Genomic DNA, 24,118 nt, shown 5'->3' with positions numbered 1-24,118 from the left:
GACCGCCGCTACAATCCGCGCAGATATTGAAATAACTTACAAACTATTCAACACATCAATCAACTGCCGCAAACGCCCATAATCACGCCGATTAAATCCAAACGCGATTCTCGGCGCATCCACCATGTCATTATCCGCGCGCTCTTCCGGCGTCGCTTCGATGCCTTTGATTTTCGCGCCCGTGACGATGTCCGCGAAATCTTCGTTCATCGCTTCAATCGCCGATTCCGACGGCGCATGTTTCAAGCGGATGACGAACAAATCCTTCACAAACCGCGTCGAAATAAAGTTGCGATAAAACCGCGCGATGATTTTCACCGCCTGGTCCGCGTCATCCACGATCTGGTAAAGATTCAAATCATCCGGCGAGATCAAATGATCGCGCAACAAATGTTCGCGCACATGTTTGTCCCACGTTTTCCAATACGTCCCGCCCGGGCGATCCACCAGCACCAGCGGCATGAGCTGGCTCTTGCCCGTCTGCATCAGCGTCAGCGCCTCATAACCTTCGTCCATCGTGCCGAAGCCGCCGGGAAACAGCGCGATCGCATCCGAATGGCGCACAAAAATCAATTTGCGCGTGAAGAAATATTTGAACGTGATCAATTTTTTATCGTTCTCGATCACCGGATTCGCGCCCTGTTCCCAGGGCAGGCGGATGTTCGCGCCGAAGCTGTGTTCCAACCCCGCGCCTTCGTGCCCGGCGTGCATGATGCCCCCGCCCGCGCCCGTGATCACCATGAAACCCGCCTCCTTGATCTTGCGGCCAAACTCCACCGCCTGCTGATACTCCACCTTCGTCGGCTGCGTGCGCGCCGAACCGAAAATCGTGACCTTGCGTTTTTCCGAATACGGCGCGAACAGCTTGAACGCGTAACGCAACTCCCTGATCGCCGTTTGGATCACCCGCACGTCACCGCTGTCCCGCACGTCCGTCATCAACTTCAATGCGTTCTCAATGATGTCTTCGACCGCCTCGGGGTTGTACCCGCCCCCCTTGTAACTGATCAACTCCTGGATGCGCCGTTTCAATTCCGGGTCCGCCGGCGCTTTATCTGTTTTTATCATGTCGCAGAATATAAAAACCGCGATGAAAAGCAATCCTCTTTGAGCAAATGATGTATGTGTACGTATGAGTTAAAATTGCCGTTTACGGCGGTCATCGTGGGTTATTTTTTTAACTCCGGATTTCCCGGATTCACTCCAGCTTGTGAAGTTATTGCTCTACAAAAAGACTTGCAAATCCATGGAGCAAAAGCAACATCACAACAAGAGGTTCACGCTGGTCGTGGGCCAGAAACCAATGGAAAATCCCAGGTAAGTTTGTGAGGTTTATGAAATACATCATTCTTTTAGTTTTGGTTATTGCCTCAGGATGCAGCACACCCAATCCAAGCGCCAAAGCGACTCAGGCCGCCTACGAACAAGTGAAACCCGGTATGAGCCGGCAGCAAGTGTATGCGTTGCTCGGTCAGCCAAGGTCTGTGCGACCCGAGGGCGATATTGACCATTGCCACACTGCCGTTTGGGGTATTCCGCATGGCAGCCACGGCTGGGGACACTGGACCATTGAGTTTAGCGGCGATACGGTGACCGGGGTGACAGGGGTGAGCAATGGCTTTGATGCTCACGTGTCCGCGTCAGCTTCCTTGTAAACTGAAGTTCTGACCGGCCGCTGGCTGCATGCTTCTCAGCCACCGAGCCATCCGCCCGCCACGGATCGAACCCGGATTAAACAGAGATTTTTAAATTGGTTTTTCGGTATCAGGTCCGTGTTCCATCCGCAGCCAAATTCCTTGTCCCCCTTTGCGCCTCTGCGTCTCTGCGCCTCTGCGTCACAAAAGAATAACCAGAGCCCCCAAGTTGACACCCCCAACCTCTGCTAGTACCCTATCCATCCCTTAAAACGCTGATTTAATGGACTATAAAAATACTTTGAACCTGCCGCAGACCGGCTTTCCCATGAAAGCCGATCTCGTCGCGCGCGAACCCCAACGCCTCGAAAAATGGCAAGCCGCCAATCTTTACCAGAAGATTCAGGACGCCCGCGCCGGCCAGGAAAAATTCGTCCTCCACGACGGCCCCCCCTTTGCCAACGGCGATGTCCACATCGGAACCGCGCTCAACAAAATTCTCAAAGACATCATCGTCAAGTATCAGAACCTGCGTGGCAAAAGCGCGCCCTACATTCCCGGCTGGGATTGCCACGGCCTCCCCATCGAGTTCAAAGTCAGCCAGGACATGCGCAAGGCTGGCGATACCAGCGCCGACGCCGCTACCATCCGCAAAGCCTGCGACGCCTACGCCCGCAAATACATTGACCTCCAACGCACCCAATTCAAACGACTCGGCATCCTCGGCGATTGGGAAAATCCCTACCTCACGCTCAATAAGGAATACGAAGCCGACGAACTCCGCCTCTTCGCCGACATCGTCGCGAAAGGTTTTGTCTATCGCGGCAAAAAGCCGGTCTATTGGAGCATTCCTTGTCGCACCGCCCTCGCCGAAGCCGAGGTCGAATACCACGACCACGTCAGCCAAAGCATCTACGTGAAGTTCCCCGTAGTCGGCCGCGAAAAAACTTTCATCGTCATCTGGACTACGACGCCCTGGACGCTGCCCGCCAATTTGGCGGTCGCCTACAATTCCACCTTCCAATACGTGCAGGTCAAAGTCGGCGACGAGAATTATATTTTGTCGCGTGCGCTTTTATCAGTGGTCGCACAAAAATGCGGCTGGAACAGTCTCGGCAAGACCGATCCAGCCGAGTTGACGAAGACTTTCGATAAGCTTGGGATCACTCCCGAAGAACAAAAGCAGCTTTCGAATTTGGTCGAGTCGCCGTTCGATACCGCTGAACTCGGTAAACTCCAATATCATCACCCCTTCGCCGCCCGCACCGGAAAACTTTTTGCCGGCGATAACTTCGTCACCAACGACACCGGCACCGGCTTCGTCCACATCGCTCCCGGCCACGGCCTCGACGATTATAACGTCGGCCGTCAAAACGGCCTCCCCATTTATTCTCCCGTGGATGACGACGGCGCACTCGCCTACACCAACGACCTCCCGCGCGAACAGCAGATGGCCGCTGGGATGATCGGCAAATCCATCCTCGAAAAACACGGCAAGAGCGACGCGAACGAAGTCGTTCTCCACGAACTCCGCTTGCGCCACGCGCTGTTGCACCAGGAGAATTATCATCACAGCTACCCCTTTTGCTGGCGCAGCAAGACCCCGATCATTTTCCGCGCGATGGACCAGTGGTTCATCAAGATTGATCATAACGAATTTCGCCAGCAGGCGTTGGCAGCCATCAGCGGCGTGAAATGGGTTCCCGAGTGGGGCATCAACCGCATCGAAGGCGCCGTGAAGACCCGCCCCGACTGGTGCATCTCGCGCCAGCGCACCTGGGGCGTGCCCATCCCCGCATTTTACGATGCCAGCGGCGGCGACATCCTCGATGCCGAAATCGTCCGCAACACCGCCAAGCTCATCGAACAACACGGCTCGAATGTCTGGTTCGAGAAATCCGTCGCCGAACTGTGGTCGCTCGTCAAACCCGAGCATTGGTCCGGCGCCACCCCCGTTTCCAAATCCAACGACACCCTCGACGTCTGGATTGATTCCGGCTCTTCCTCGCGCAGCGTGCTCATGCGCCGCCCCGAACTCAGCCATTCCACCCTCCGCAACACGCACGACTCGCGCCGCTTGGATTGGCAAGCCGACGTTTATCTCGAAGGCTCCGACCAGCATCGCGGCTGGTTTCAATCCTCGCTGCTGCTCTCGCTCGCCGGCAATGACTCCGCGCCTTTCAAGACCGTGCTCACCCACGGCTTCATGGTGGACGCCGACCGTGAAAAAATTTCCAAAAGCAAACAAGGCGCGGGCGGTTACGAGAAACCGCAGACCGCCGAAGCCTACGTAAAGAAATACGGCGCGGACGTCGTGCGCCTGTGGGTCGCCTCGCAGGATTACCGCACCGACATCGTCGTGAGCGAGGAACGCATCAACAAAGTCAGCGAGACCTACCGCGGCATCCGCAACACCCTCCGCTACCAACTCTCAAACCTCTACGACTTCGACCCCGCGAAACACGCCGTGGCAGACAACCACCTTACCGGCCTCGACCGCTGGATTCTCGCCGAGTTCGCGAAACTCGAGACCGAAGTCATCGCCGCGTACGACACTTACGAATTCCACGTCGTCTATCAAAAAGTCAGCCAGTTCATCGCCGTCGAACTTTCCTCCATCTATCACGACGTCGTGAAAGACCGCCTTTACACCGACGCCGCCAACTCCCCTCGCCGCCGCTCCACCCAAACCGCCCTGCATCGCCTCGTCACCGGCCTATGCAAAATCCTCTCGCCCATCCTCGCCTTCACCGCCGATGAAGCGTGGGAATTTGTGCCCGCCGCCGCCACCAACTCCGTGCATCTCGCCGAAGTGCCCAAGCCGAATTTTGCATTGCCTTCGGAAGAACAAGCGACTTGGAAATCGCTTTTCGAAATGCGCAACCTCGCCCTGCCCGAGCTTGAAAAAGCGCGCCAAGCCAAGACCATTGGAAAATCGCTGGACGCAAAAGTTTTGGTTTCCGGCGCCAGCCCCGCCATCGCCGAGGCAAAAAATCATCGCGAAATTCTCCGCGAACTTTTGAACGTCTCCCAACTCGAGTTCACCACCGAACCCGCCACGGACGATGTTTTTGCCGTAAACAAAGCCGACGGCCAAAAATGCGAACGCTGCTGGCATTGGGAAACCGACATCAATCCGAACCATCCCGAACATCCCACCATTTGCGCCCGCTGCATCACCGCCGTAAAAGAAAATCTACAAACTTAAACCCGGGATTTTTCACTGAAAAATTTCTCGGCGTCTTGATTTTCCCAAAACCCTTCCGCATAGTCGCCTGAGAAAAGCGTTTGCAAAACCAGGACCCACAACCAGCCATCTCCGTCATCGTGCCGTTGTTCAATGAAGTGGACAACGTCGCGCCGCTCACCCGGCAAATCCTCACTGCGCTCAAAGACGAGCCGCGCGCAATCGAACTAGTGCTTGTGGACGACGCCTCCACCGACGGCACCTGGGAACAAATCATCACCGCGAATAAAAGCGACCCGCGCGTTCGCGGACTTCGTCACGCGCGCAACGCCGGCCAAAGCGCCGCGCTCTGGACCGGCTTTCGCAACAGCAGCGCGCCCATCATTATGACGCTCGACGGCGATTTGCAGAATGACCCCGCCGATCTGCCGAAACTTCTCGCCGGCCTCGCCCAATACGATGTCGTCTGCGGCATGCGCGTGGCGCGCCAGGATAATTTCGTGCGCAAAATTTCCTCAAAGATCGCACGAGCGGCGCGCCGGGCGATTCTCGGCGTGGATTTCCGCGATACCGGTTGTGCCCTGCGCGTCTTCAAACGCGGCGCGCTTGACACACTTTTTGCCTTCAACGGCTTTCATCGTTTCATGCCGGTGCTGGCGCATTCGGCGGGCTGCCGCGTGATTGAATTGCCGGTGAACCATCGCCTGCGTGTGGCCGGCAAATCGAAGTACGGCGTGTGGAATCGTCTCGGCCGGGGAATCGTGGACCTCTTCGCCATCGCGTGGTATCAGAAACGCCGCGTGCCCGCGATTGCCATCACCGCCTATCCGCCGAGATAGAAATAATTCGATTTGCCCACCGTCGGGATAGCCAGTTGGGTGTGGCTGGCGGCAACTACTCCGAGTTCGGATACGAGCCGAGCACTTTCACGAAATTACAATCCATCTGTAATTGTTTGATGGCCTTGGCGACTTGCTTATCGTCCTTGTGCCCCTCGCAATCCACGAAGAAATAATATTCCCACGCCTTGCGCTTGCTCGGACGCGATTCGATCTTCGTCATGTTCAACTTGAACTTGCGAAACGACGCCAGCGCCTGATACAGCGCGCCGACCTTGTGCGAAACGCTCAGCATGATACTCGTGCGGTCCTTGCCCGTGGGCGGACTGCATTGGCGGCCGAGCACCAGAAAGCGCGTGGCATTGGCGGAGTTGTCCTGGATGTCGCTCTCCAAAATGCGCAGGCCGTATTTTTCCGCGGCGAGCACGCCGGTGATAGCCGCGGTGTCTTTTTCCTTTACCGTCAATTCCGCCGAGCGCGCGTTGGACGAAGTCTCGATAATCTCCACGTGCGGCATGTGGTTCTGCAACCAGATCCGGCATTGCGCAAGCGTTTGCGGATGGCCGTAAAGTTTCTTGATGCTCTCGCGCTTGAAATTGCTCACGAGACAATGCTGAATCGGCAACACAATCTGCGCGACGATCTTGAGTTCGCTGTCCACGAACATGTCGAGCGTGTGCGTCACGACTCCCTCCGTGGAATTCTCCACCGGCACGACCCCGTAATCCGCGCGATTTTTTGCCACTTCGGAAAAAACATCCGCGATGGTTTTTTGCGACGCGTATTTCAGACTCGCGCCGAAACGCCGGATCGCCGCCTGATGCGTGAAGGTCGCTTCCGGCCCGAGATAGGCAATGGTCATGGACTTTTCGAGCGAGAGCGCGCTCGACATGATCTCGCGATAAATCGCGCGCAACGACTCGTTGGTGATGGGCCCGGCGTTGAGCTTGCACAAACGCTGCAACACCGCCAGTTCGCGATGCGGCGCGTAAATTTCCTCGCCCGCCTTGAGCTTGATATCGCCGATCTCCAGCACGTGCCGCGTGCGGTCGTTCAGCAGCTTGACGATCTGCGCGTCAAGCTTGTCAATGGCCTGGCGGTGCTCAGGAATGTTCATCGCGTGAGCTTACATAGATTGGGGCCGGCGCGCAGTTAAAAAATGTGCGGATTTCCTGCTCGACTTAAACGGCGGTTGCGGAATCATTGACTTCTGGTAACTTCTAAAATCGTGAATGACATGGGAAAAGTAACGACACGCATCAAGGTAGAAAATTGGTCGGATACAGAATTGGTCGCCGCCGGTTTTCGCAAGGAAAAACCACGCATGGTGGAGGCAGAGGCCTTAGTGGATACTGGCGCGACAAAGTTTTACTTGAAGTCCTCGGTAATCAAACAATTAGGACTGCGTCCTATTGGCGAACTTAAATCCCGCACCATGTCTGAACGAATGGAAACGAGAAAGGTTTATTCACCGGTTTATCTGGAAATCCAAGGACGTTCTGGACGATTTGATGTCATCGAACTTCCTGATTCTTTGCCAAATATTATCGGCCAGATTCCGCTTGAAGACTTGGACTGGGTTGTGGATTGCCGACACCAAAAGTTGATTCCCAATCCGGAGCATACGCACGGTGAGATGTGCGATGATTTTTGAGTATCTGTAGATCTACATAAAGGCTCTGCGTTTCTTGAACGCGAGAATGTCCTTGGCTTCTAGCTCGAACCATTCTCCCTCACGTCGTTTTTCCGAAAATCGACGATGCCAATAGCTTTCAATGCCCCAAATATCATCCGTCTGAAAAAAATGAACAATGCTGGCCTTTTCTGGCAATTTGGTGGTGATCTCGCTGCCTCGGCGCATAAAATCAGTTGTTCCTCCGATCTTACAAAATTTTCCCATTTTAATTAAATATACATATCCGACTTTTTTTTCGGCATCAGGATTATTCGCCGGAGGCTGCTGATTATCCTTAATATAATTTTGGCACCATTGAAGGACATTTTTATATTCTGGCAGCGCTGCACAATAAGTTGAAAGTCTATCAACGAGCGAAATTTTCGAACCGAACCGCATTTCATAAACTTTATAGTTTGGTAGATTCGGATCACCGCGTTTGCTTAATTTGAGGTCGCCATTTGCCGCAAGTTTTCCGAGCTTTTTTGACAAAGCCGCGTATTTTTCAAGTATCCAATCATCGGTATATTGCTTTTCATCAGGAAATTCTCTGGGAATAAATCCGGCTTCCTTTACTGCTTCCGAAAATCGCGCCCAAAATTTTCCGTGCCAATCAGCGCGCCGGAGGCCAGTCGCGCGGTAAAAAGCCTGCTCACCTAATAACTTGCCGCTGTTGGCCCCGGCGGTTCGTTTGATTTCATTTAGGATGTGTTCTTTATCCACGATCATGACGTCAAGCGTCCTTATTTTCAGTTGCAGCAGGAGTTTCAGCGGGCGCATTCTCCGCAGGCGTTTCCGGCAACGCCAACTGATCCGGCGGCGCGGTGGCGAGGCCGGGATCAACCGTGGCCAGCGCTTCCGGTTTCACCACAACAATGCGGCGCAACTCATCCGCAGCCGGCAAATCTTCAAGACTGCGCAAACCAAAATATTCCAGGAACGTCGCCGTGGTGCCAAAGGTCATCGGGCGGCCGATCACTTCCGCGCGGCCGACTTGCGTGACCAGGTCGCGTTCGAGGAGCGTTTGCATGACGCCATCCACGGCCACGCCGCGCACCTGCTCGACTTCGGCGCGCGTGATGGGCTGGCGATACGCAATGATGGCCAGCGTTTCCAGCGCGGGCGCGGAAAGTTTGGCCGGGCGCGATTTGTGGCCGACGAGCGCCTTCAACCACGGCGCGAATTCCGGTTGCGTGACGAATTGCCACGCGCCCGCGATGCACACGAGCCGGTAGCTGCGCGCCGCCGTTTCATGTTCGCGCATGAGTTCTTCGAGCGCCGTGACCAGCGCCTCCTCTTTGACTTTCTTGAGCGCCTTGATGGCTTCGTCGCCCTCGGCGCTGGCGGCGGCGGTGGCGAGCACGTCGCGCAGTTCGCGCGGGCTCATCGGTTTTTGCGCCGAGAACAGCAGGGCTTCCAAAATGTGTTTCAGTTCCATGTCAGTAAAATCAAGCAGCAGGGTTCGCGGGCGCCTCGCTAATCGCTGGCGATGCCGTTTCCTCGGCAGCCGGCGCGACCGCTTGCGCCTCGGCTTTGCCGATTTCAATTTCGCCGAACGCCTCCGGCTGGCTCGCGACGAGTTGTTTCAAGCGGATCAATTCCAGCAACGCCAGAAATGTGACGACCACTTCCGTGCGGCTCATCGCGCTCGAAAACAATTCCGAAAATCTCAACCGCGGACGCTCCGCCAGCGCCTTCATCAAATGCTCGATCTTTTCGCTGACCGTCCATTTGTCCTCGAAGACATCGCGCGAATCCGGCGTCTGCGCGGCGCGCTTGAGGATGGCGTTGACGGCGTTGAGCAAGTCGAACAGCGAAACATCCGGCTTGCCGGGGGTGTCCTCGGCGAATTCGGGTTTCGTCGGCAGGCGCGGGAAAATATTTTCCTGGCGGGATTCGAGTAATTGCAGTTGAGCGGCGGCGTCCTTGAATTTTTTATATTCCACCAGTTGCCGGATGAGTTCCCAGCGGGGGTCTTCGCCGTCGTCCTCGCCGTCCGTCTGCACCTGCTGATCGAGCGGGAGCAGTTCGCGGCTCTTGATGAACATGAGCGTGGAAGCCATGACGAGAAATTCGCCGGCGATCTCCAGATCGAGCAAGCGCATGACCTCGATATATTCGATGAATTGCGTGGCGAGCTGGGTGAGATTGACATCATAAATGTCCACCTCCTCCTTTTTGATGAGATAAAGGAGCAAATCGAGCGGCCCTTCGAAGACCTCGAATTTGACTTTGTATTCGGCCATTGCGACCCGCGGCATCGACACGCGGGAAAAAATATCTTAGGCGGGGCGAAGGGCGTTTGCAATGATGGAACGAGGCGGAAAGTTTGAAGTTTCAAGTTTTCAGCAGGGAGGCCGAGCGGCGGTTCCGCCCGGGCGTGCAATGGCGTGCGCAAAGGGGTGATTATCGCGCGCAAAACCTGCGCGGACGTGTGAAGGATATGCGCAAGGACTATTGACAAAAGCGGGTTGAGGATTAAAATTATGGTGTTCGGGTAGCAGTACGTTTCTTCAGCGGGGTTCCCCACCCCCACCTCCTTGGCGTCTGCTGCCCGAATCCCTTTTTCTAGGTCTTGACGTGGGCGAAAGATTTCCGTACATTTCGCGTCCCCTTAAAATGGGGGTGTAGCTCAATTGGTTAGAGCGCTGCCCTGTCACGGCAGAGGTTACGGGTTCGAGCCCCGCCACTCCCGCCATTTTCATTCTCAAGCAGCTTCGACTGGCAAATCCTGATATAATTTTGGAAAATAACTCTCCAATGTCTTTGACGTGAACACTAGCGAAAGCACGCCCTTTTCACTCGGCGAATCCAGCAGTTCTTCCTTCAAGGCCAGGCGTATGATGGCGCGCGCCGCAGTGCCTTGCAAACCCACAACTTCTCCAACGCGTCCGCGCTCAATTTCACCTTCCGTTAACGCCGCTTTAAGGAGTCGTATCAGGCGGCCGCGCGTTCTTCCGTCCAATTTCGGCATTTCGAAATGCACATAGCGCTCGATGCGCGTGCCTAAGTTTTGCAACTGCAACAACTCGGCCATGAAACCAATTTGATCAATCATCGTTTTCAACATAAACAAACAAAAATCACCTAGCGCGCGGTCCGATAGATTTCCCCGGCCATCCAAATCATTCCAGCGTCTTTGATCGGCGTGGTGAAGGTTTGCGTAATATTCTTTCCGATGACGGGCAAGCCCGCGCGATAGTGTCCATAAGCCTTCACTGCCAACCTTGCACCGCAGGAGCCACGCGTGCGAATGCAGGCGCGTCACACGTCCGTTGCCATCCCCGAAGGGGTGTATCCATGCCATCCGATGATGCGCCGCCGCCAGTGCCACAAGCTGGCTGGTGGATAAAATTTGCGGACCTCCATAAAAGCTCGCGAGCCGTTCGAGCATTTTTGGCAAGGCGGCGTGATGCGGCGGTTGATGCCCGCCGACACTTACCTCAAAGGTTCGCAAAGCGCCTGGTTCGATGCGATATTTCCGTCCGCTCTTGTCTTCGCTGAAATGTAAATCTTCCGGCAGTCGTGAAAAAAATTCGCGATGCAACCAGCAAAGAAACTCCACGGAATGAATGGATAATTCCGGCTCGCGTTGAAGGCGTTCGGTCATAAGTTGTTCCACTTCTATGTGCGCGCGATTCAGATACTGGTTATTCCGCTTGATGGGGCTGGGCGAGTAATCGCCGCGCATGGCTCTTTCAATATCTCGCGGCAAAGTTTTGTGACCTTCGATTAGGTTCGAGTAATAACTGTCCATCTCCCGAACGACAACCGCAATGCGGGCACGGACGATTGATGATGGCAACTGCGCTGAAAGCGCGCCCGCCTTGTGGATGACCTCACAAGTCAGATCAGCTAATGCACTGCCAGCCGCTTTTGGAAACAAGGGCTCCATTGCAGCAATTTGAGTGTAAAATTCCCCGCTCATTTCCGTCGATATTTCTGTTGATTAACTTTAATCATAATTAGCTATAAATCAATATATTAAATTCGCAAAAGTTGTATTTGTGTATGCCAAACCGTCGGTTTTTTCCAGCAAAACATTCTATGGGAGGCAGTCGTGGATTTCCGCTTCATGGCCGACCGTAAAACGACCCGCATGAAATCAGCCACAGTCACAACCTCTTCCACAGGAAACGAGCAATCCGCGCAACCCTCGATAATTTTCAATCCCTGAACAAAGCCCGCAACCTCATCGTCGTACCCGAGCCCGAAGTGAGGATAAAAGCATCCTTGGAATAAATTTTAAACGGTCATACCTGATTTCATCAAACTGGCCACTCGCCCCATCCTCACGGCGACAAAATCACTCGATAAAATTCTTGGCTCCAGCAGGCAGCGAAAAAAATGGAAGTGGCTGTCGCGACGAGAAAGGATCGCCTGCGTTGACTCAGTTAGGAGTCTGAAGCTGCCCGGTGACATCCCATTTCCTGCCTATGGCTGAATCAACCTATCAGCGTTTGTTCCCAAAAGACCGACAGGTGATTTTAGTGGCTAATTTTTGAAGGCCTTTTTATCTAAAAGGAAGTGGCCGAGTTGTTTGCCGCAATTACCGAAAGCGTCTGACACCCTTCCAAACACATTGTAGTCATAACCATTGCCATCAACTTTTTTCAGGCTAATGACGGCCAATACATGCTCAGGCTGGGCGGTTTCCACGAAGGTGGCCGTTTCGTCTATTCTGGAACCATCGTGAATCAAACCCCAACCAGCCCAACCGGGGTGGACCGCTACAACTTTCATAATGAGGGTGTATTTGGCGTCGGTTGCCTTGGGACTGACCTCAACCGAGCGTTTGTGCAGCACCTTATTGATCCGCTCCTCGAAAAGTGGTTGATAACGGCCGGCGCGGTCGTTTTTCCAGTGACTTAGCCAGTCCTCACCTTTTCCAGCCCCGCCTTTATTCTGCTCGCCAACCTGGAAATTGATAAACTCCTCCTCGGTCTTATTGTCCACCTTCATTCCGTCGTAAGCGTATTTCACGCAGATGGTGGTCTGGCCTTTGAGGAAGCCAAGATTGCCAGATTCAAGCTTGATATCATCAGCCTTCGCCGATGTGAGGAACAACGCGCAAAAAATTGCCAAAGAGATTGAGTATAAAGTTGGGATGGGTTTCACGGCGTGATGGTGCGCGAAGTTTATAAAATGTCAATCCATCTGATTTGCGCCTGCTCCCCTTTAATGGCGCCCATTTACTATAAGTGAAGGTTTTAAAGTTGGATGATCCCTGATTTTACGGACTGAAAAAAGGCGCAGCCCTGCTTTCAATCAAAAAACTAGCACCGTTTAAAAGAAGCCAATTTGATTGTTCAAATGGCAAGAACCGACTTACTAAGTATAACTAATGGTCTAACTCCAAAAAATACCTTTACTCTTTCTGTAACAATTCCCTGACAATGCTTATGTCCACTTATACCAGTTTATACTTGGCTAAGTCTTTGTCTTTGTGGGCTTATCATAGATAATGATCGCAAAATGCGAATTTTCTCGAATTTTTCAGATTTTTAGGCTATAGGGTTTTTTCATGCCCCGGCTCGCAGCAGGTAGTGACAATCAGCAGTTGGACTTGCTTTGGCACTCTTTTTTACCGAAGATGCTGCCTGATCCAAATTTAGACGAATTAGCAGTTTCGACGGCGCACATCTGCGAATCTGCGATGTCACTTATAGTCTTAATAGGGGAGAGCCATTCTCAGGTCGTGGCAAATATTGGTTTTACCGCTCCCGAATCAATACCGAACATAGCTTTGATTCAAAATACCCTTGGACGGCCTAATTTGGTCGTCATCCCGGCTGTGGCGAAGGACCAGCTTTACGCAAAGGATGCGATTATAAGGTCTCACAAGATCGGCTTTTATGCCGGCGTGCCGTTGATCACGCCGGAAGGCCATGCCTTTGGTGTGTTGTGCGTGATGGATGTCAAACCGCATGACATCACAGCCGCTCAGGAGGACGCGTTGCGGAGGCTTGGCCGGCAGACCGTGGCGTATTTGGAAACGGTCCGGCTGCGGCGCGAGCTTGCAGCGTCGGAAGAACGGCTGCGGATCGTCACAGATAATGCGCGGGTGGGGGTGGTAGTTGTCAACCGCGAACGGCGTTACGTGTATGCCAACAAAGCATATGCTGAGTTGCTGCAATTGCCGTCGCCGGACATTGTTGGAAAACTCGTGCGGGAGGTATTGCCCGCGATGTACGAAGAACAGATTTCCCCGCGCCTGGACAAAGCGTTCGCCGGGAGCCGGGTTGCTTACGAGGGGCACCTGGCACTCGGGAAGACAGAACACTACTACGATATCCGTTACGAACCGATGATGGAAAACGGCGGCGTGGCTTCGGTGGTGGTGGCCTTGACGGACATTACGGAACGCAAGCGCACAGAGCAGCGGCTGATGGCGGCAGGCCGGTTCGCGCAATCCACGATTGACGCCTTGTCCGCACATCTCTGTGTCTTAGACAAAAAAGGAATCATCCTCGCCTCGAATGAAGCCTGGCGAGCCTTTGCGGCGGCGAACCGCCCCTCGCCCCAAAGTGCGGAGATTGGTGACAATTATCTGGCTGTGTGTGATCGGGCGACGGGCCCGGACGCGCAGGATGCCGCCAATTTCGCGGCGGGCATCCGCGCGGTACTGAGCGATGAGCGCGATGAATTCTCGATGGAATATCCCTGCCATTCGCCCATGGAAATTCGCTGGTTTGTCGGGCGCGTCACGCGTTTTTATGACGAGGGCGCCGCTTGCGCGGTGGTGACCCACGAAAATATCACGTTGCGCAAGCAGGCGGAGATCGCGGCCTCGCGGCTTGCGGCCATCGTCAAGTTTTCGGATGACGCCATCATCAGCAAGGATCTTCAGAGCGTGGTCACCACCTGGAATCATGGCGCGGAAAAAGTGTTTGGCTACACGGCTGAAGAAATGGTCGGCGCCTCCATCATGCAATTGATCCCAACGGAACGCCGTGACGAAGAAGATCTGATTTTGGGGAAAATCCGCGCCGGTGAAAGTGTCGAACATTTCGAAACCGAGCGGCAAACCAAAGATGGACGCCGCATCCATGTTTCGGTGACTGCTTCGCCAATCAAAGATGCGTCGGGGAAGATCATTGGTGTCTCCAAAGTGGCGCGCGACATCTCGGAGAGCAAGCGCGCCCGTGAGCATGCGGTGTGGCTGGCCTCGTTTCCCGAACAGAATCCCAATCCAATCCTGGAGTTGGACCTTGCCACCGGCATCATTCATTATGCCAATGACGCCGCGATCCGGCTGGCGCCGGAGAATCTGGCCAATGGAGTGTTGCATCCGCTAACGAAGAGCCTGCTGGAAGATTACCGGACGGCGCGGGATCACAAACTTCAGTCCACCTATCGTGAAGTGGCGGTGGGAGAATTTTTCTTCAGCCAGCATATCACTCGCGTGCCCGAAACAGGCCGGTTACGCGTGTACAGTTCCGACATCACGGCGCGAAAAAAGGCGGATGAGGCGCGGAAAGCAAGTGAGGAGCGTTATCGCGCGCTGTTTGAATATGCACCCGACGGCATCCTCATCGCCAATGCGGAAGGCATTTATCTCGACGCCAATGCGAGCATGTGCAGCATGCTCGGCTATACCCCTGAACAATTAATCGGGTTGCAGGCGCGGGACATCGTCAGCGAGGCGGAGGTCCCCCATATCCAACCCGCGCTGAACATCATCAAGGCAAAGTCAATGTATCATCGCGAGTGGAATTTTCGCCGGAAGGACGGCAGCATTTTCCCGACGGAAGTGATCGCCGCCCTTATGCCCGATGGAAATGTGCTGGCCATGATCCGCGACATCACCGAAAGAAAACGCACTGAGGCGCGTTTCCGGCGGTTGGTGGAGTCCAATGCGCAGGGTGTCATGTTCGCCAACAACCAGGGGCAAATCAGCGGCGCCAATGATGCGCTGCTGAACCTGCTTGGCTACACCCGCGAAGACCTGGAAGCCGGGCGCATTAATTGGGCCACGTTGACGCCGCCGGAATATGACGAAGTGGACCGGCGCGGCGTCAAAGAAATGATCACCAAGGGAGCCTGCACGCCTTACGAAAAGGAATATTTCCGAAAAGACGGCACGCGCGTGCCGGTCTTGATCGGCGCGGCCTCGTTTGAAGATGATCTCAACGAAGGCGTCTGCTTCGTCATTGATCTCACCGAGCGTAAAAAATTGGAGCAGCAATTTCTCCGCGCGCAACGCATGGAAAGCATCGGCACGCTGGCCGGAGGCATTGCGCATGATTTGAACAATGTGCTCGCGCCGATTCTGATGTCCGTGGCGGTATTGAAAGATCTCGCGCAAACTCCCGAGGACATCAATTTGCTCGCCACGCTGGAAAAAAGCGCCCACCGCGGCGCCGATTTGGTCAAGCAGGTGCTTTCCTTTGCCCGGGGCGTGAAAGGCCAGCGCATCCCGGTCAATCTCGAACATCTGATTCGCGACCTGATCAAGGTCATGGAGGACACGTTTCCCAAGTCCATAGATATTCGTTTCAAGTCCGCCGAAAAACTGTGGATGGTCACTGGCGATCCCACGCAAATGCATCAGGTCTTTCTCAATCTTTGCGTCAATGCCCGCGATGCCATGCCCAACGGCGGCCACCTGAGCATCACCCTCGAAAATGTCGTGCTCGATGAAACGTACGCCGCGATGAACCCCGACTCGCAACCCGGGCCTTACGTGATGGTGAAAGTCGCGGATACCGGCACGGGAATTCCACGTGAAATTCGCGACCGGGTTTTCGAGCCGTTCTTCACCACCAAGGATATTGGGCATGGAACCGGGCTCGGACTTTCCACGACGCTGGCGATTGTCAAAAGCCACAATGGCATCATCAATCTTTACAGCGAAATAGGCCAGGGCACGAAATTCAAAGTCTATCTTCCGGCGGATTCGTCGGAAGTCTCCAGAGAGCAAGTCGCCATTGAGCAAACGCGATTGCCGCGCGGCAATAATGAATTGATTCTCGTGGTGGATGATGAGGCGGCCATCCGGCAAGTCGCGCACGGCACGCTGGTGCGGTTTGGTTATCGTGTGCTGGAAGCCGTGAATGGGGCGGAGGGGGTAGCACTTTACGCGCAACATCGGGCGGACATAGCAGTTGTCCTAACCGACATGGCCATGCCCATCATGGACGGTCCGGCGATGATCATTGCGTTGCGCTCCATTAATCCTTTGGTGCGGATCATCGGTTCCAGCGGTTTGTCAGCCAGCGGTGGCGCAGCCGAGGCGGTCGGCGCGGGCGTGCAACATTTTGTCCCCAAACCTTATACCGCGGAAACCCTTCTCAAAACCCTGAAGAAAGTCCTGACGGATTCTCCGAAAGTTACGGGCGGATGATTTGATACATTAGCGCAGGAATCGCCTTCTTGAACAAACGCCTCCAAGGTTGCACCGCGACTGTATTCTGCTTAGATTATTCGTTCTGAATGAAAAGCAGTGATACTACCAAACGCCCCGTTCGGGTCGGCCTGATTTCTCTCGGCTGCGCCAAAAATCTTGTGGACGCCGAAATCATGCTCGGCTCGTTGATGAAAGGCGGCGTCGAGATCACCAACGATGCCGCCCACGCCGACGTCGTCATCGTCAACACCTGTTCCTTCATTGATTCAGCGCAGGAGGAAAGCGTGGACACCATTCTTCAATCCGCCGAGTTGCGCGATGCCCAGAATCGCGGCCAGGGGCTCATCGTCTCCGGCTGTTTGCCGCAGCGTTTTCGCGAGGAACTGCCCAAGCTTTTGCCCGAGGTGGATGCCTTCATGGGCATTGATCAAGTCGCGCAGGTCACGGAGATCGTGCAGCAGGCGATGGATCATCGCGCGCAACGCCTGAAAAAAACTCCGCCCGGTTCCGCCGCAAAAACTCCCGGCGCGAAAAAATCTTCCATCGTCAATCGTTTCGCCGAGATGGACAAAGCCCGCGCAAACTCCACGCACGAGGATGAAGAAAATCTTCGCGGCACGGAAAAATTTGGCCGCACGAAAACCGTCATCGCGCCCGCGCCCGCCGAGCCGTTGCTCAACGTCAACGCCCGCCCTGTTTACATTCCCGATTTTGCCACACCGCGTTTTCGTCTTACGCCGCGGCATTTTGCTTACGTGAAGATTGCCGAGGGTTGCAATCATCCGTGCAGCTTTTGCATCATCCCGCGCATGCGCGGCAGCCATCGCAGCCGCCAACCCGGCGACATCGTTCAGGAAGCGCGCCAGCTCATCGCCGATGGCGTCAAGGAAATCAATCTCATCTCGCAGGACTCGACTTACTACGGCCTCGACCTGCGCGAGAACCACAGCCGCAATATTGCGTCGCCGGAAAAATTCACGACCGCCGCAAAATCATTGCCCGCAGATGCCGCCACGCTCGCCAGCCTCATCCGCGAACTCAACACGTTGCCTGGTGATTTTTGGATTCGCCTGCTTTACACGCATCCCGCGCATTGGACCGATGACTTGATCCGGGCCATCGCCGAGAGCCCCAAAGTGGCGCGCTATGTGGACATGCCCTTGCAACACATTCACGAAAACATGCTTGAACGCATGCGCCGCGAAACTTCGCAGCAATACATCGTGGATCTGATCGCGAAAATCCGCGCCGGCGTGCCGGGCATCGCCTTGCGCACCACGTTCATCGTGGGTTTTCCCGGCGAGACCGATGCCTATTTTCAAAGCCTCCTGGATTTCATCCGCGACACAAAATTCGAGCGGCTTGGCATCTTCACTTACTCGCAGGAGGAAGGCACGCGCGCCGGCAAAATGGCCGGGCAAATTCCGGACTCGGTGAAAAAACAACGCCGCGATCAGGCGATGGCGTTGCAAAATAAAATCGCGCGCCATATTTCTGAAGCGCAAGTGGGACGCGAATTGAAAGTGCTGGTTGAATCCGAAGCCAGCGCGAAAGACCTGCGCAAGGCCGACGTCAGCTCATGGGAACACGGACTTTTGCGCAGCCGCGAACATCGCAAAGATCAACTGGCGGCCACGGGCAAATATTTGGTGGCACGCGGCGAGGCCGATGCCCCGGACATTGACGGCCGCATTTACATTCGCGGAAAACTTCCGCTCGGCGAATTTGCCCGCGTGAAAATCATCGGCCATACGGACTACGACCTGATCGCCGAACCGATTTGAAACGCTTCACGGGCGGCATTGCTCTTGCACGAAACATTGACCGCGGACACCGGTTGCGTCTTAATTTGTCCCATGTTCCGACGCCCTTATGAACGTGCCCAATAGATTGACCGTCTCGCGATTCGCGCTCACGGTGGTCCTGTTGGTGGTGATGTTTTCGCAATTTCGTTTTTTTGAAACGGTGGCGCTCTTGGTGTTCAGCGCGGCCAGTCTCACCGATTATTTCGACGGCAAGATCGCCCGCCGCGACAATCTCATCACCAATTTCGGCATCCTCATGGACCCGCTTGCGGACAAAATCCTGGTCTGCTCGGTGTTCATCGCGTTCGTGGATTTGCGCTGGATGGCGGCGTGGATGGTCGTGATCATCGTCGCGCGCGAACTGGCCATCACGGGTTTGCGCCTGCTCGCTGCGTCGCGCAATCTCGTGCTCGCCGCCGAAGGCTATGGGAAGCACAAAACCATTTCGCAAATCGTGGCGGTCATCGCCATCCTCGTCTATCACAGTTACCAGCAACTCGGCGCGCCCGGGCGGATCATCTTCGGTTTCGACATCGCGGGACACCCGTGGATCGAGTGGTTCATGCCATTGTCCGTGTGGGTGGCTGTGGGGCTGACTCTCTTTTCCGGCGCGCTCTATCTTTGGCGCAATCGGCAATTATATTTGCAGGATTTGTAAGTTCGCTGCCCTCTCCGCGCCTGCGCGGTTAATGCTTCGGCGCAACCGTTGGCAATGGGGCCATCTCACCCGACGTGGTTGGTTGATAAATTCCGGTCGGCAAATTCGCCAGCGGGTCGGCCGTGTGGCGATGCCGCGAAATCCACACGAACATGCTGATGGCCAAAACTATTCCGGCGGCGACCAGCACCACCGAGGCCACGCGCCAGTTCACCTTGGAAAGTTGCAGCGTGAGAAAATCCAGGACGCCGCGTTTCTGATCGCTGAGGGGCGGCGGCTCACGGAATTTTTCCGTCTTGCCGAGTTCGCCGTCGAGATTGGCCATGATGCGCGTGACGTCGAGCTTGAGGAGCGTCGCGTAAGTGCGCACGAAACCGCGGATGTAAACCGGCGCGGAAAAGACGTTGAAATTTCCCTCTTCGAGAGCGCGAATGTGGTCGGTGCGGATTTTCGTCACCTCGGCCACATCGTTGACCGAGAGTTTCTGGGCTTCGCGGGCCAGGTGAAGTTGTTCAGCAACCGTCGTCATGCGTCCCCGTTAATAGCTTAATTCCATTGGCTTTGGCAACAATGGAAATACTTCGGTTCGGACCGCGGGTCTGTGACCCGCTGCAACTCACGAGCTAGATTGCCGCACAAGGCTGATTCGAGAACGGCCTGACCTTATGTACCTTGCGCGGGTCGCAGACCCGCGGTCCGTTCGGAGGCGCACACGGCGCTTGCTCATCGGGCGCGGCATAGTAGTATATGCGAAAGCAAGCTCGCCCATGTCCGGACGCCGTCATCATCGCAATCGCCTGTGGCTCTCCGCTCTCCTCGCGGGAATGTTTTACGCGATGATCGCTGCGGGGCTGCACGCCGCGCCGGCGGATGAAATCATCACCCTTCATCAACTCAAAAATCTCACGCCGGAGCAGTCCGCCCTGGGCCATCCCGTCCATCTCACCGGCGTGGTGTTGTGTTACGATTCCGGCTGGAATCAGCTTTATGTCTATGACGGCCATGAGACGGCTTATTTCAACTCGCACGATTTTCAAACGCAGCCGCAACTCGGCCAGCTCGTCGAAATTTTCGCCACGACCGCCACGAACAATTCCTTGACCAACGCCCGCCTTTCCGTGCTCGGGCCCGGCACGATTCCTCCCGCGCAAAAACTCGAACTTTCCGAACTCGGCACTTACTGGTGCGAATGGGTGGAGATCACCGGGCGGGTGTTGTCGGCGGAAAATACGAGTGGACGCCTCGCGTTGCTGCTGCAAGCGGGGACGCAAAATTGTCTCGTGTATGTCCTGGGCGCGGTTCCCGCCGCCAATGATTTGAAGCGTTTCGTGGGAAATAAAATTCGCGCGCGCGGCATCAATGCCAGCAAGACCGTGGACGGGCATCTGGAATCGGCCTCGGTTTTTGCGCCGAGCATGAATGAGATTTACGTGCTCGAAACGTCCACGCCGAACCGCGCGCCGGTGCCGGTCGCGTCCATCGGCAGCCTGCTCAATCTCGAACTCGGCCCGTGGACGAATGATCCCGTTCACATCAACGGCCTCGTCGTCTCGTATCAGCCCGGCAAATCCGTCGTGGTCAAAGACCCGACCGGCGTCATTCGCGCGCAGGTCATTCAACTCACGCAAATCCAGCCGGACGAGCGCGTGGATGTTTGGGGTTTCCTGCAAGTTTCGCCGACGGAAGTTTTTTTGAACAACGCGTATTTCGAAGTCGCGCAACCGCCGCCGCAAAATGATTCGCTGGCGATTGCCGATGGCACGGCGCATTCGACCAATCGTCCGGCGCTGCTCACGCAGGTTTCCGATATTTTGAAACTGCGCCGCGAACAATCCGCCGAACATATTCCCGTGCGTTTGCGCGGGGTGCTCACCTACGCCGATGCCGATTGGCGCAACGCATTTGTTCAGGACAAAGGCGGCGCGGTGTACGTGGACTTGAATCAATCGGATGTTCACTCGGGCGAATATGTCGAACTGACGGGGCACACAAGTTCGGGCGGGTTCGCGCCGGAAATTTTAGGCTCGTCCATCACCGTGCTGGGCGAAACCAATTTTCCCACGCCCGCAAAAGTGGACCTGGAAGATTTGGCGAACGGCCGGCTCGACGCGCATTGGGTGGAGATGGAAGGCGTGGTGCGCCGCGCCGACCAGCAGTGGGGACACTTGAGCCTCAGCCTCATGACGCCGCAAGGCCGGTTCAAGGTGGTCATCCCAAATTTTGATAACGCCACCGTGCCGACGAATCTGATTGATGCCCTCGTCAGTGTGACCGGCGCGTGCGCTTCCGAATTGAACGTGCGGCGGCAACTCAGCGGCATCACCCTGCACGCGCCGAGCCTGGCTCAAGTCAAAATCATCGAGCCGCCTTCCGCCGATCCTTTTTCAATCACGACCACGCCGATTGATGCCGTGGCGACGTTCGATCCCGACCGGCTCGCGGGCCGCCGGGTGAAAGTTCGCGGCGTGGTGACGCTGCAAATTCCCGCGCAGGGTTTTATTGTCGAGGACGCGTCGGGCGGCATCCGCGTGCTCACGCGGCAGGCGAGCGGCGTGCAGGTTGGCGACATCGTGGACGTGCTTGGCTTTCCCGTCATTGGCGATTTCTCGCCGTACCTCGAAGAAGCTTCGTTTCGCAAAACCGGCACCGGCCCGCTGCCCGCCGCGCGAAAAATGTCGGCTGAACAAATCCTGTTGCAGGGAACGAACGACAACCTGGTCGTCGAAATCAAAGCGCGATTGCTGCAAAGCGTACCGCGCTCGGCGAATCCGCAACTCGTGTTGCAGGACGGCCCGATCATTTTCACCGCGCATCTGGAAACGCAGAATCGCAAACAAGACGTGCCCGCGCTGCCATCCGGCAGCCTCGTGCGGCTCACGGGCGTGTGTTCCATCCAGGGCGGCGAACGGCACGAGCCCGCGACATTTCGGTTGTTGCTGCGCCAGCCCGCGGACATTGAGTTGCTCGAAACGCCGCCGTGGTGGACTTCGCGGCACACCTTCATGCTGGTCGGCGGCATGATGCTGGCATTTGCATTTGCGCTGGCGTGGGTGGCGCTTTTGCGGCGGCAGGTGAGCCGGCAAACGCAACTCATCCGGCAAAAATTGGAGGACGAAGCCGCGCTCGAAGAGCGTTACATCAATCTTTTTGAAAACGCGAACGACATGGTTTACACGCTCGATCTCAACGGGCGCATCACGACCGTGAACCAGACCGGCGAACGCCTGTTGCAACGCAAACGCACGGACATTCTCGGGCGCAAGATCGTGAACCTGATCGTCCCCGAGGAACAGGCGGCTGCGCAAAACTGGCTCGACCAGGTGCTCACAGGGACTGCGCCACCGACGGCGGAATGGGATTTTGTAGTGGCGCCGGAACAGCGCGTAAAATTGGAAATCAGCACGCGATTGATTGAGTCGGACGGGCAGTTCGTTGAAGTTGAGGGCATCGCGCGCGACATCACGGAACGCAAACGTCTTGAGCGCGAAATTCTCGAAATCAGCAATCGCGAACAGCGGCGCATCGGGCACGACCTTCACGACGGCGTTTGCCAGCAGCTTGCGGGCATCGCGTTCATGAGCCACACGCTGGCGAATCGTTTGCAGCAAAAAGGCAATCCCGAATTTGCGCAGGCCGAAGGCATCAGCACGCTCATCAACACCGCGATCAGCCAGACCCGCGGCGTCGCACGCGGATTATTTCCGGTGCGGCTGGAGGAGAACGGGCTCGCGTCGGCATTGGAGGAACTCGCGACGAACTCCGCCGAATTGTTCAAGGTCAACTGCCGTTTCATCGCGGGCGAACCGGCGGCGATCGTTGAAAATGAAATCGCGCTGCACCTATATTACATCGCGCTCGAAGCGGTGGCGAACGCGGCGAAACATTCCCGGGCGGAGAACATCACGATTTATTTGGGCCCGGCTGATGGTCGTTACGCGCTCGAAGTAAAAGATGACGGCTGTGGTTTCACGCCGGAATCCGTGGCGCAAACCGGCATGGGCGTGCGCATCATGCACTATCGCGCGCGGGTGATCGGCGCGACTTTGAACTTGCAGAGCCGCCCCGGTTCCGGCACCCATATCGTATGTCTTTTTCAAACGATTTCCCGCGAGTCGGCGGCGGAAAATGGACGCAAAAAAGCGCCGCGTGCAATGAACGGCACGAGGGACACCGGCGCGTCTGCCCGGGAAAATTATGAGTAAAAGCCCCGCTGAAAAAAGCCGAATCCTCATCGTGGACGATCATCCGTTGTTCCGCCAGGGATTGCAGCAGATGATTGACGACAATCCCGAGACGGTGGTTTGCGGCCAGGCGGCGGACGCCGCACAGGCGCTCCAGGCGATTCCCGAATTGAAGCCCGACCTCGTGCTGGTGGACATTTCGCTCGCGGGAACCAGCGGCATTGACCTCATCAAAAGCATCCGCGACCAATACGAAGATTTGCCGGTGCTGGTCGTCTCGATGCACGACGAATCGCTCTACGCGGAGCGCGCGTTGCGGGCGGGCGCGATGGGTTACGTGATGAAACATGAACCGGGCCGCACAGTTGAAACGGCGATTGCCACCGTTTTGAACGGCGATATTTACGTGAGCCCGCGCATGTCCACTTCCATGCTCGCGAAATTCACCCGCGGCAAACGCGACGAACCTTCATCGGCCTTGCACAAATTAAGCGACCGCGAATTGGAAGTGTTTCGCATGATGGGCCAGGGGAAGGGCACGCGGCAAATCGCGGAGGAACTGAATCTCACCATCGCCACGATCAATTCGTTCCGCGCGCACATCAAGGAGAAGTTGCAGTTGAAAAGCTCCACGGAAGTCATGCTCCACGCCATCCAGGAGAATCGCGACGCGGCGGGAACCTAGCCGCCGCAAAAAATAATTTTTCGCTTCGCCGTTTTGTTGCTAGAATTTCCACGCGATTGTCCGCATCCATTCGCGGCGAAAATGTTCGCCCGCCTGCGGCGGCCG

At 55.8% G+C, this 24,118-nt stretch carries 17 protein-coding genes and 1 tRNA gene; 10 read left to right on the top strand and 8 right to left on the bottom strand.

From position 1 onward, the window contains the following. Positions 1-36 precede the first annotated feature (36 nt). Entirely contained in the window at positions 37-1,068 is a 1,032-nt protein-coding gene (locus VH413_03035; GenBank protein HEX3797652.1) for an LOG family protein, read from the bottom strand. Positions 1,069-1,334: 266 nt separating this feature from the next. Between VH413_03035 and bamE the strand changes: the two genes are divergently transcribed. From bamE to VH413_03020, 3 genes are all read left to right on the top strand, one after another. Then, complete coding sequence (gene bamE / locus VH413_03030; GenBank protein ID HEX3797651.1) at positions 1,335-1,655, top strand: outer membrane protein assembly factor BamE; 321 nt, start codon at positions 1,335-1,337, stop codon at positions 1,653-1,655. Between the two features lie 262 nt (positions 1,656-1,917). Beyond that, positions 1,918-4,842, top strand: a complete 2,925-nt coding sequence (gene ileS / locus VH413_03025; GenBank protein ID HEX3797650.1) for an isoleucine--tRNA ligase — start codon at positions 1,918-1,920, stop codon at positions 4,840-4,842. 80 nt (positions 4,843-4,922) lie between these two features. After that, positions 4,923-5,660, top strand: a complete 738-nt coding sequence (locus VH413_03020; GenBank protein ID HEX3797649.1) for a glycosyltransferase family 2 protein — start codon at positions 4,923-4,925, stop codon at positions 5,658-5,660. 55 nt (positions 5,661-5,715) lie between these two features. On the opposite strand, the gene pheA is transcribed toward VH413_03020, so the two are convergent. Further along, positions 5,716-6,777: a prephenate dehydratase gene (gene pheA, locus VH413_03015; GenBank protein ID HEX3797648.1), complete on the bottom strand. Its 1,062-nt coding sequence runs from the start codon at positions 6,775-6,777 to the stop codon at positions 5,716-5,718. Positions 6,778-6,897: 120 nt separating this feature from the next. Here pheA and VH413_03010 point away from each other — a divergent pair, with 120 nt between their 5' ends. Then, positions 6,898-7,314 carry a retropepsin-like aspartic protease gene (locus VH413_03010; GenBank protein HEX3797647.1) on the top strand — a complete coding sequence of 139 codons (417 nt, stop codon included), beginning with the start codon at positions 6,898-6,900 and terminating at the stop codon, positions 7,312-7,314. 12 nt (positions 7,315-7,326) lie between these two features. Here the strand turns inward: VH413_03010 and VH413_03005 are convergent, their stop codons facing one another. From VH413_03005 to VH413_02995, 3 genes are read right to left on the bottom strand one after another with little or no spacing between them, the layout of a single operon-like run. After that, on the bottom strand, positions 7,327-8,115 hold the full coding sequence (locus tag VH413_03005; protein HEX3797646.1) for a GIY-YIG nuclease family protein: 789 nt from the start codon (positions 8,113-8,115) through the stop codon (positions 7,327-7,329). After that, positions 8,069-8,773 (bottom strand): SMC-Scp complex subunit ScpB, encoded by a 705-nt coding sequence (scpB, locus tag VH413_03000; GenBank protein HEX3797645.1) that lies wholly within the window; start codon positions 8,771-8,773, stop codon positions 8,069-8,071. The genes VH413_03005 and scpB overlap by 47 nt, the downstream gene beginning before the upstream one ends. A 10-nt stretch (positions 8,774-8,783) precedes the next feature. Continuing rightward, positions 8,784-9,596 (bottom strand): segregation/condensation protein A, encoded by an 813-nt coding sequence (locus VH413_02995; protein HEX3797644.1) that lies wholly within the window; start codon positions 9,594-9,596, stop codon positions 8,784-8,786. 360 nt (positions 9,597-9,956) lie between these two features. Between VH413_02995 and VH413_02990 the strand changes: the two genes are divergently transcribed. After that, positions 9,957-10,033: transfer RNA gene (locus VH413_02990), tRNA-Asp, on the top strand. 9 nt (positions 10,034-10,042) lie between these two features. On the opposite strand, the gene VH413_02985 is transcribed toward VH413_02990, so the two are convergent. Both VH413_02985 and VH413_02980 read right to left on the bottom strand, forming a co-directional pair. Further along, the gene (locus VH413_02985; protein HEX3797643.1) at positions 10,043-11,230 is read right to left on the bottom strand and encodes a Fic family protein; all 1,188 of its coding nucleotides are present in this window, start codon (positions 11,228-11,230) and stop codon (positions 10,043-10,045) included. Positions 11,231-11,829: 599 nt separating this feature from the next. Next, positions 11,830-12,453: a hypothetical protein gene (locus VH413_02980; protein ID HEX3797642.1), complete on the bottom strand. Its 624-nt coding sequence runs from the start codon at positions 12,451-12,453 to the stop codon at positions 11,830-11,832. 628 nt (positions 12,454-13,081) lie between these two features. On the opposite strand from VH413_02980, the gene VH413_02975 reads away from it, so the two are divergent. The 3 genes from VH413_02975 to pgsA all read left to right on the top strand — a co-directional run bounded on the left by VH413_02975 (position 13,082) and on the right by pgsA (position 19,147). Beyond that, a complete protein-coding gene (locus VH413_02975; GenBank protein ID HEX3797641.1) occupies positions 13,082-16,681 on the top strand; it encodes a PAS domain S-box protein in 3,600 nt (1,199 codons plus the stop codon). 89 nt (positions 16,682-16,770) lie between these two features. After that, entirely contained in the window at positions 16,771-18,468 is a 1,698-nt protein-coding gene (gene rimO, locus VH413_02970) for a 30S ribosomal protein S12 methylthiotransferase RimO (protein HEX3797640.1), read from the top strand. Between the two features lie 88 nt (positions 18,469-18,556). Continuing rightward, positions 18,557-19,147, top strand: coding sequence for a CDP-diacylglycerol--glycerol-3-phosphate 3-phosphatidyltransferase (pgsA, locus tag VH413_02965; protein ID HEX3797639.1), 591 nt, complete (start codon positions 18,557-18,559; stop codon positions 19,145-19,147). A 28-nt stretch (positions 19,148-19,175) separates the two neighbouring features. Here the strand turns inward: pgsA and VH413_02960 are convergent, their stop codons facing one another. Beyond that, positions 19,176-19,676, bottom strand: coding sequence for a helix-turn-helix domain-containing protein (locus VH413_02960; GenBank protein ID HEX3797638.1), 501 nt, complete (start codon positions 19,674-19,676; stop codon positions 19,176-19,178). Between the two features lie 238 nt (positions 19,677-19,914). On the opposite strand from VH413_02960, the gene VH413_02955 reads away from it, so the two are divergent. Together VH413_02955 and VH413_02950 are read left to right on the top strand one after the other, a co-directional pair. Next, a complete protein-coding gene (locus tag VH413_02955) occupies positions 19,915-23,349 on the top strand; it encodes a PAS domain S-box protein (GenBank protein HEX3797637.1) in 3,435 nt (1,144 codons plus the stop codon). After that, the gene (locus tag VH413_02950) at positions 23,342-24,013 is read left to right on the top strand and encodes a response regulator transcription factor (GenBank protein HEX3797636.1); all 672 of its coding nucleotides are present in this window, start codon (positions 23,342-23,344) and stop codon (positions 24,011-24,013) included. The genes VH413_02955 and VH413_02950 overlap by 8 nt, the downstream gene beginning before the upstream one ends. The last annotated feature ends 105 nt before the right edge of the window (positions 24,014-24,118 follow it).

The organism is Verrucomicrobiia bacterium, assembly GCA_036268055.1.
Classification (GTDB): Bacteria; Verrucomicrobiota; Verrucomicrobiia; order Limisphaerales; family Pedosphaeraceae; genus DATAUW01.
This window is presented reverse-complemented; position numbering and strand designations above follow the sequence as displayed.

What these genes read in the sequence shown, in the direction of transcription:
- rimO (HEX3797640.1), top strand. Translation starts at nt 16,771, where the DNA reads ATGAAAAGCAGTGATACTACCAAACGCCCCGTTCGGGTCGGCCTGATT.
- VH413_03005 (HEX3797646.1), bottom strand. Translation starts at nt 8,115, where the DNA reads ATGCGCCCGCTGAAACTCCTGCTGCAACTGAAAATAAGGACGCTTGAC.
- pheA (HEX3797648.1), bottom strand. Translation starts at nt 6,777, where the DNA reads ATGAACATTCCTGAGCACCGCCAGGCCATTGACAAGCTTGACGCGCAG.
- VH413_02960 (HEX3797638.1), bottom strand. Translation starts at nt 19,676, where the DNA reads ATGACGACGGTTGCTGAACAACTTCACCTGGCCCGCGAAGCCCAGAAA.
- VH413_02995 (HEX3797644.1), bottom strand. Translation starts at nt 9,596, where the DNA reads ATGCCGCGGGTCGCAATGGCCGAATACAAAGTCAAATTCGAGGTCTTC.
- VH413_02985 (HEX3797643.1), bottom strand. Translation starts at nt 11,230, where the DNA reads ATGGAGCCCTTGTTTCCAAAAGCGGCTGGCAGTGCATTAGCTGATCTG.
- pgsA (HEX3797639.1), top strand. Translation starts at nt 18,557, where the DNA reads ATGAACGTGCCCAATAGATTGACCGTCTCGCGATTCGCGCTCACGGTG.
- bamE (HEX3797651.1), top strand. Translation starts at nt 1,335, where the DNA reads ATGAAATACATCATTCTTTTAGTTTTGGTTATTGCCTCAGGATGCAGC.
- VH413_03035 (HEX3797652.1), bottom strand. Translation starts at nt 1,068, where the DNA reads ATGATAAAAACAGATAAAGCGCCGGCGGACCCGGAATTGAAACGGCGC.
- VH413_02950 (HEX3797636.1), top strand. Translation starts at nt 23,342, where the DNA reads ATGAGTAAAAGCCCCGCTGAAAAAAGCCGAATCCTCATCGTGGACGAT.
- VH413_02955 (HEX3797637.1), top strand. Translation starts at nt 19,915, where the DNA reads ATGTCCGGACGCCGTCATCATCGCAATCGCCTGTGGCTCTCCGCTCTC.
- VH413_03010 (HEX3797647.1), top strand. Translation starts at nt 6,898, where the DNA reads ATGGGAAAAGTAACGACACGCATCAAGGTAGAAAATTGGTCGGATACA.
- scpB (HEX3797645.1), bottom strand. Translation starts at nt 8,773, where the DNA reads ATGGAACTGAAACACATTTTGGAAGCCCTGCTGTTCTCGGCGCAAAAA.
- ileS (HEX3797650.1), top strand. Translation starts at nt 1,918, where the DNA reads ATGGACTATAAAAATACTTTGAACCTGCCGCAGACCGGCTTTCCCATG.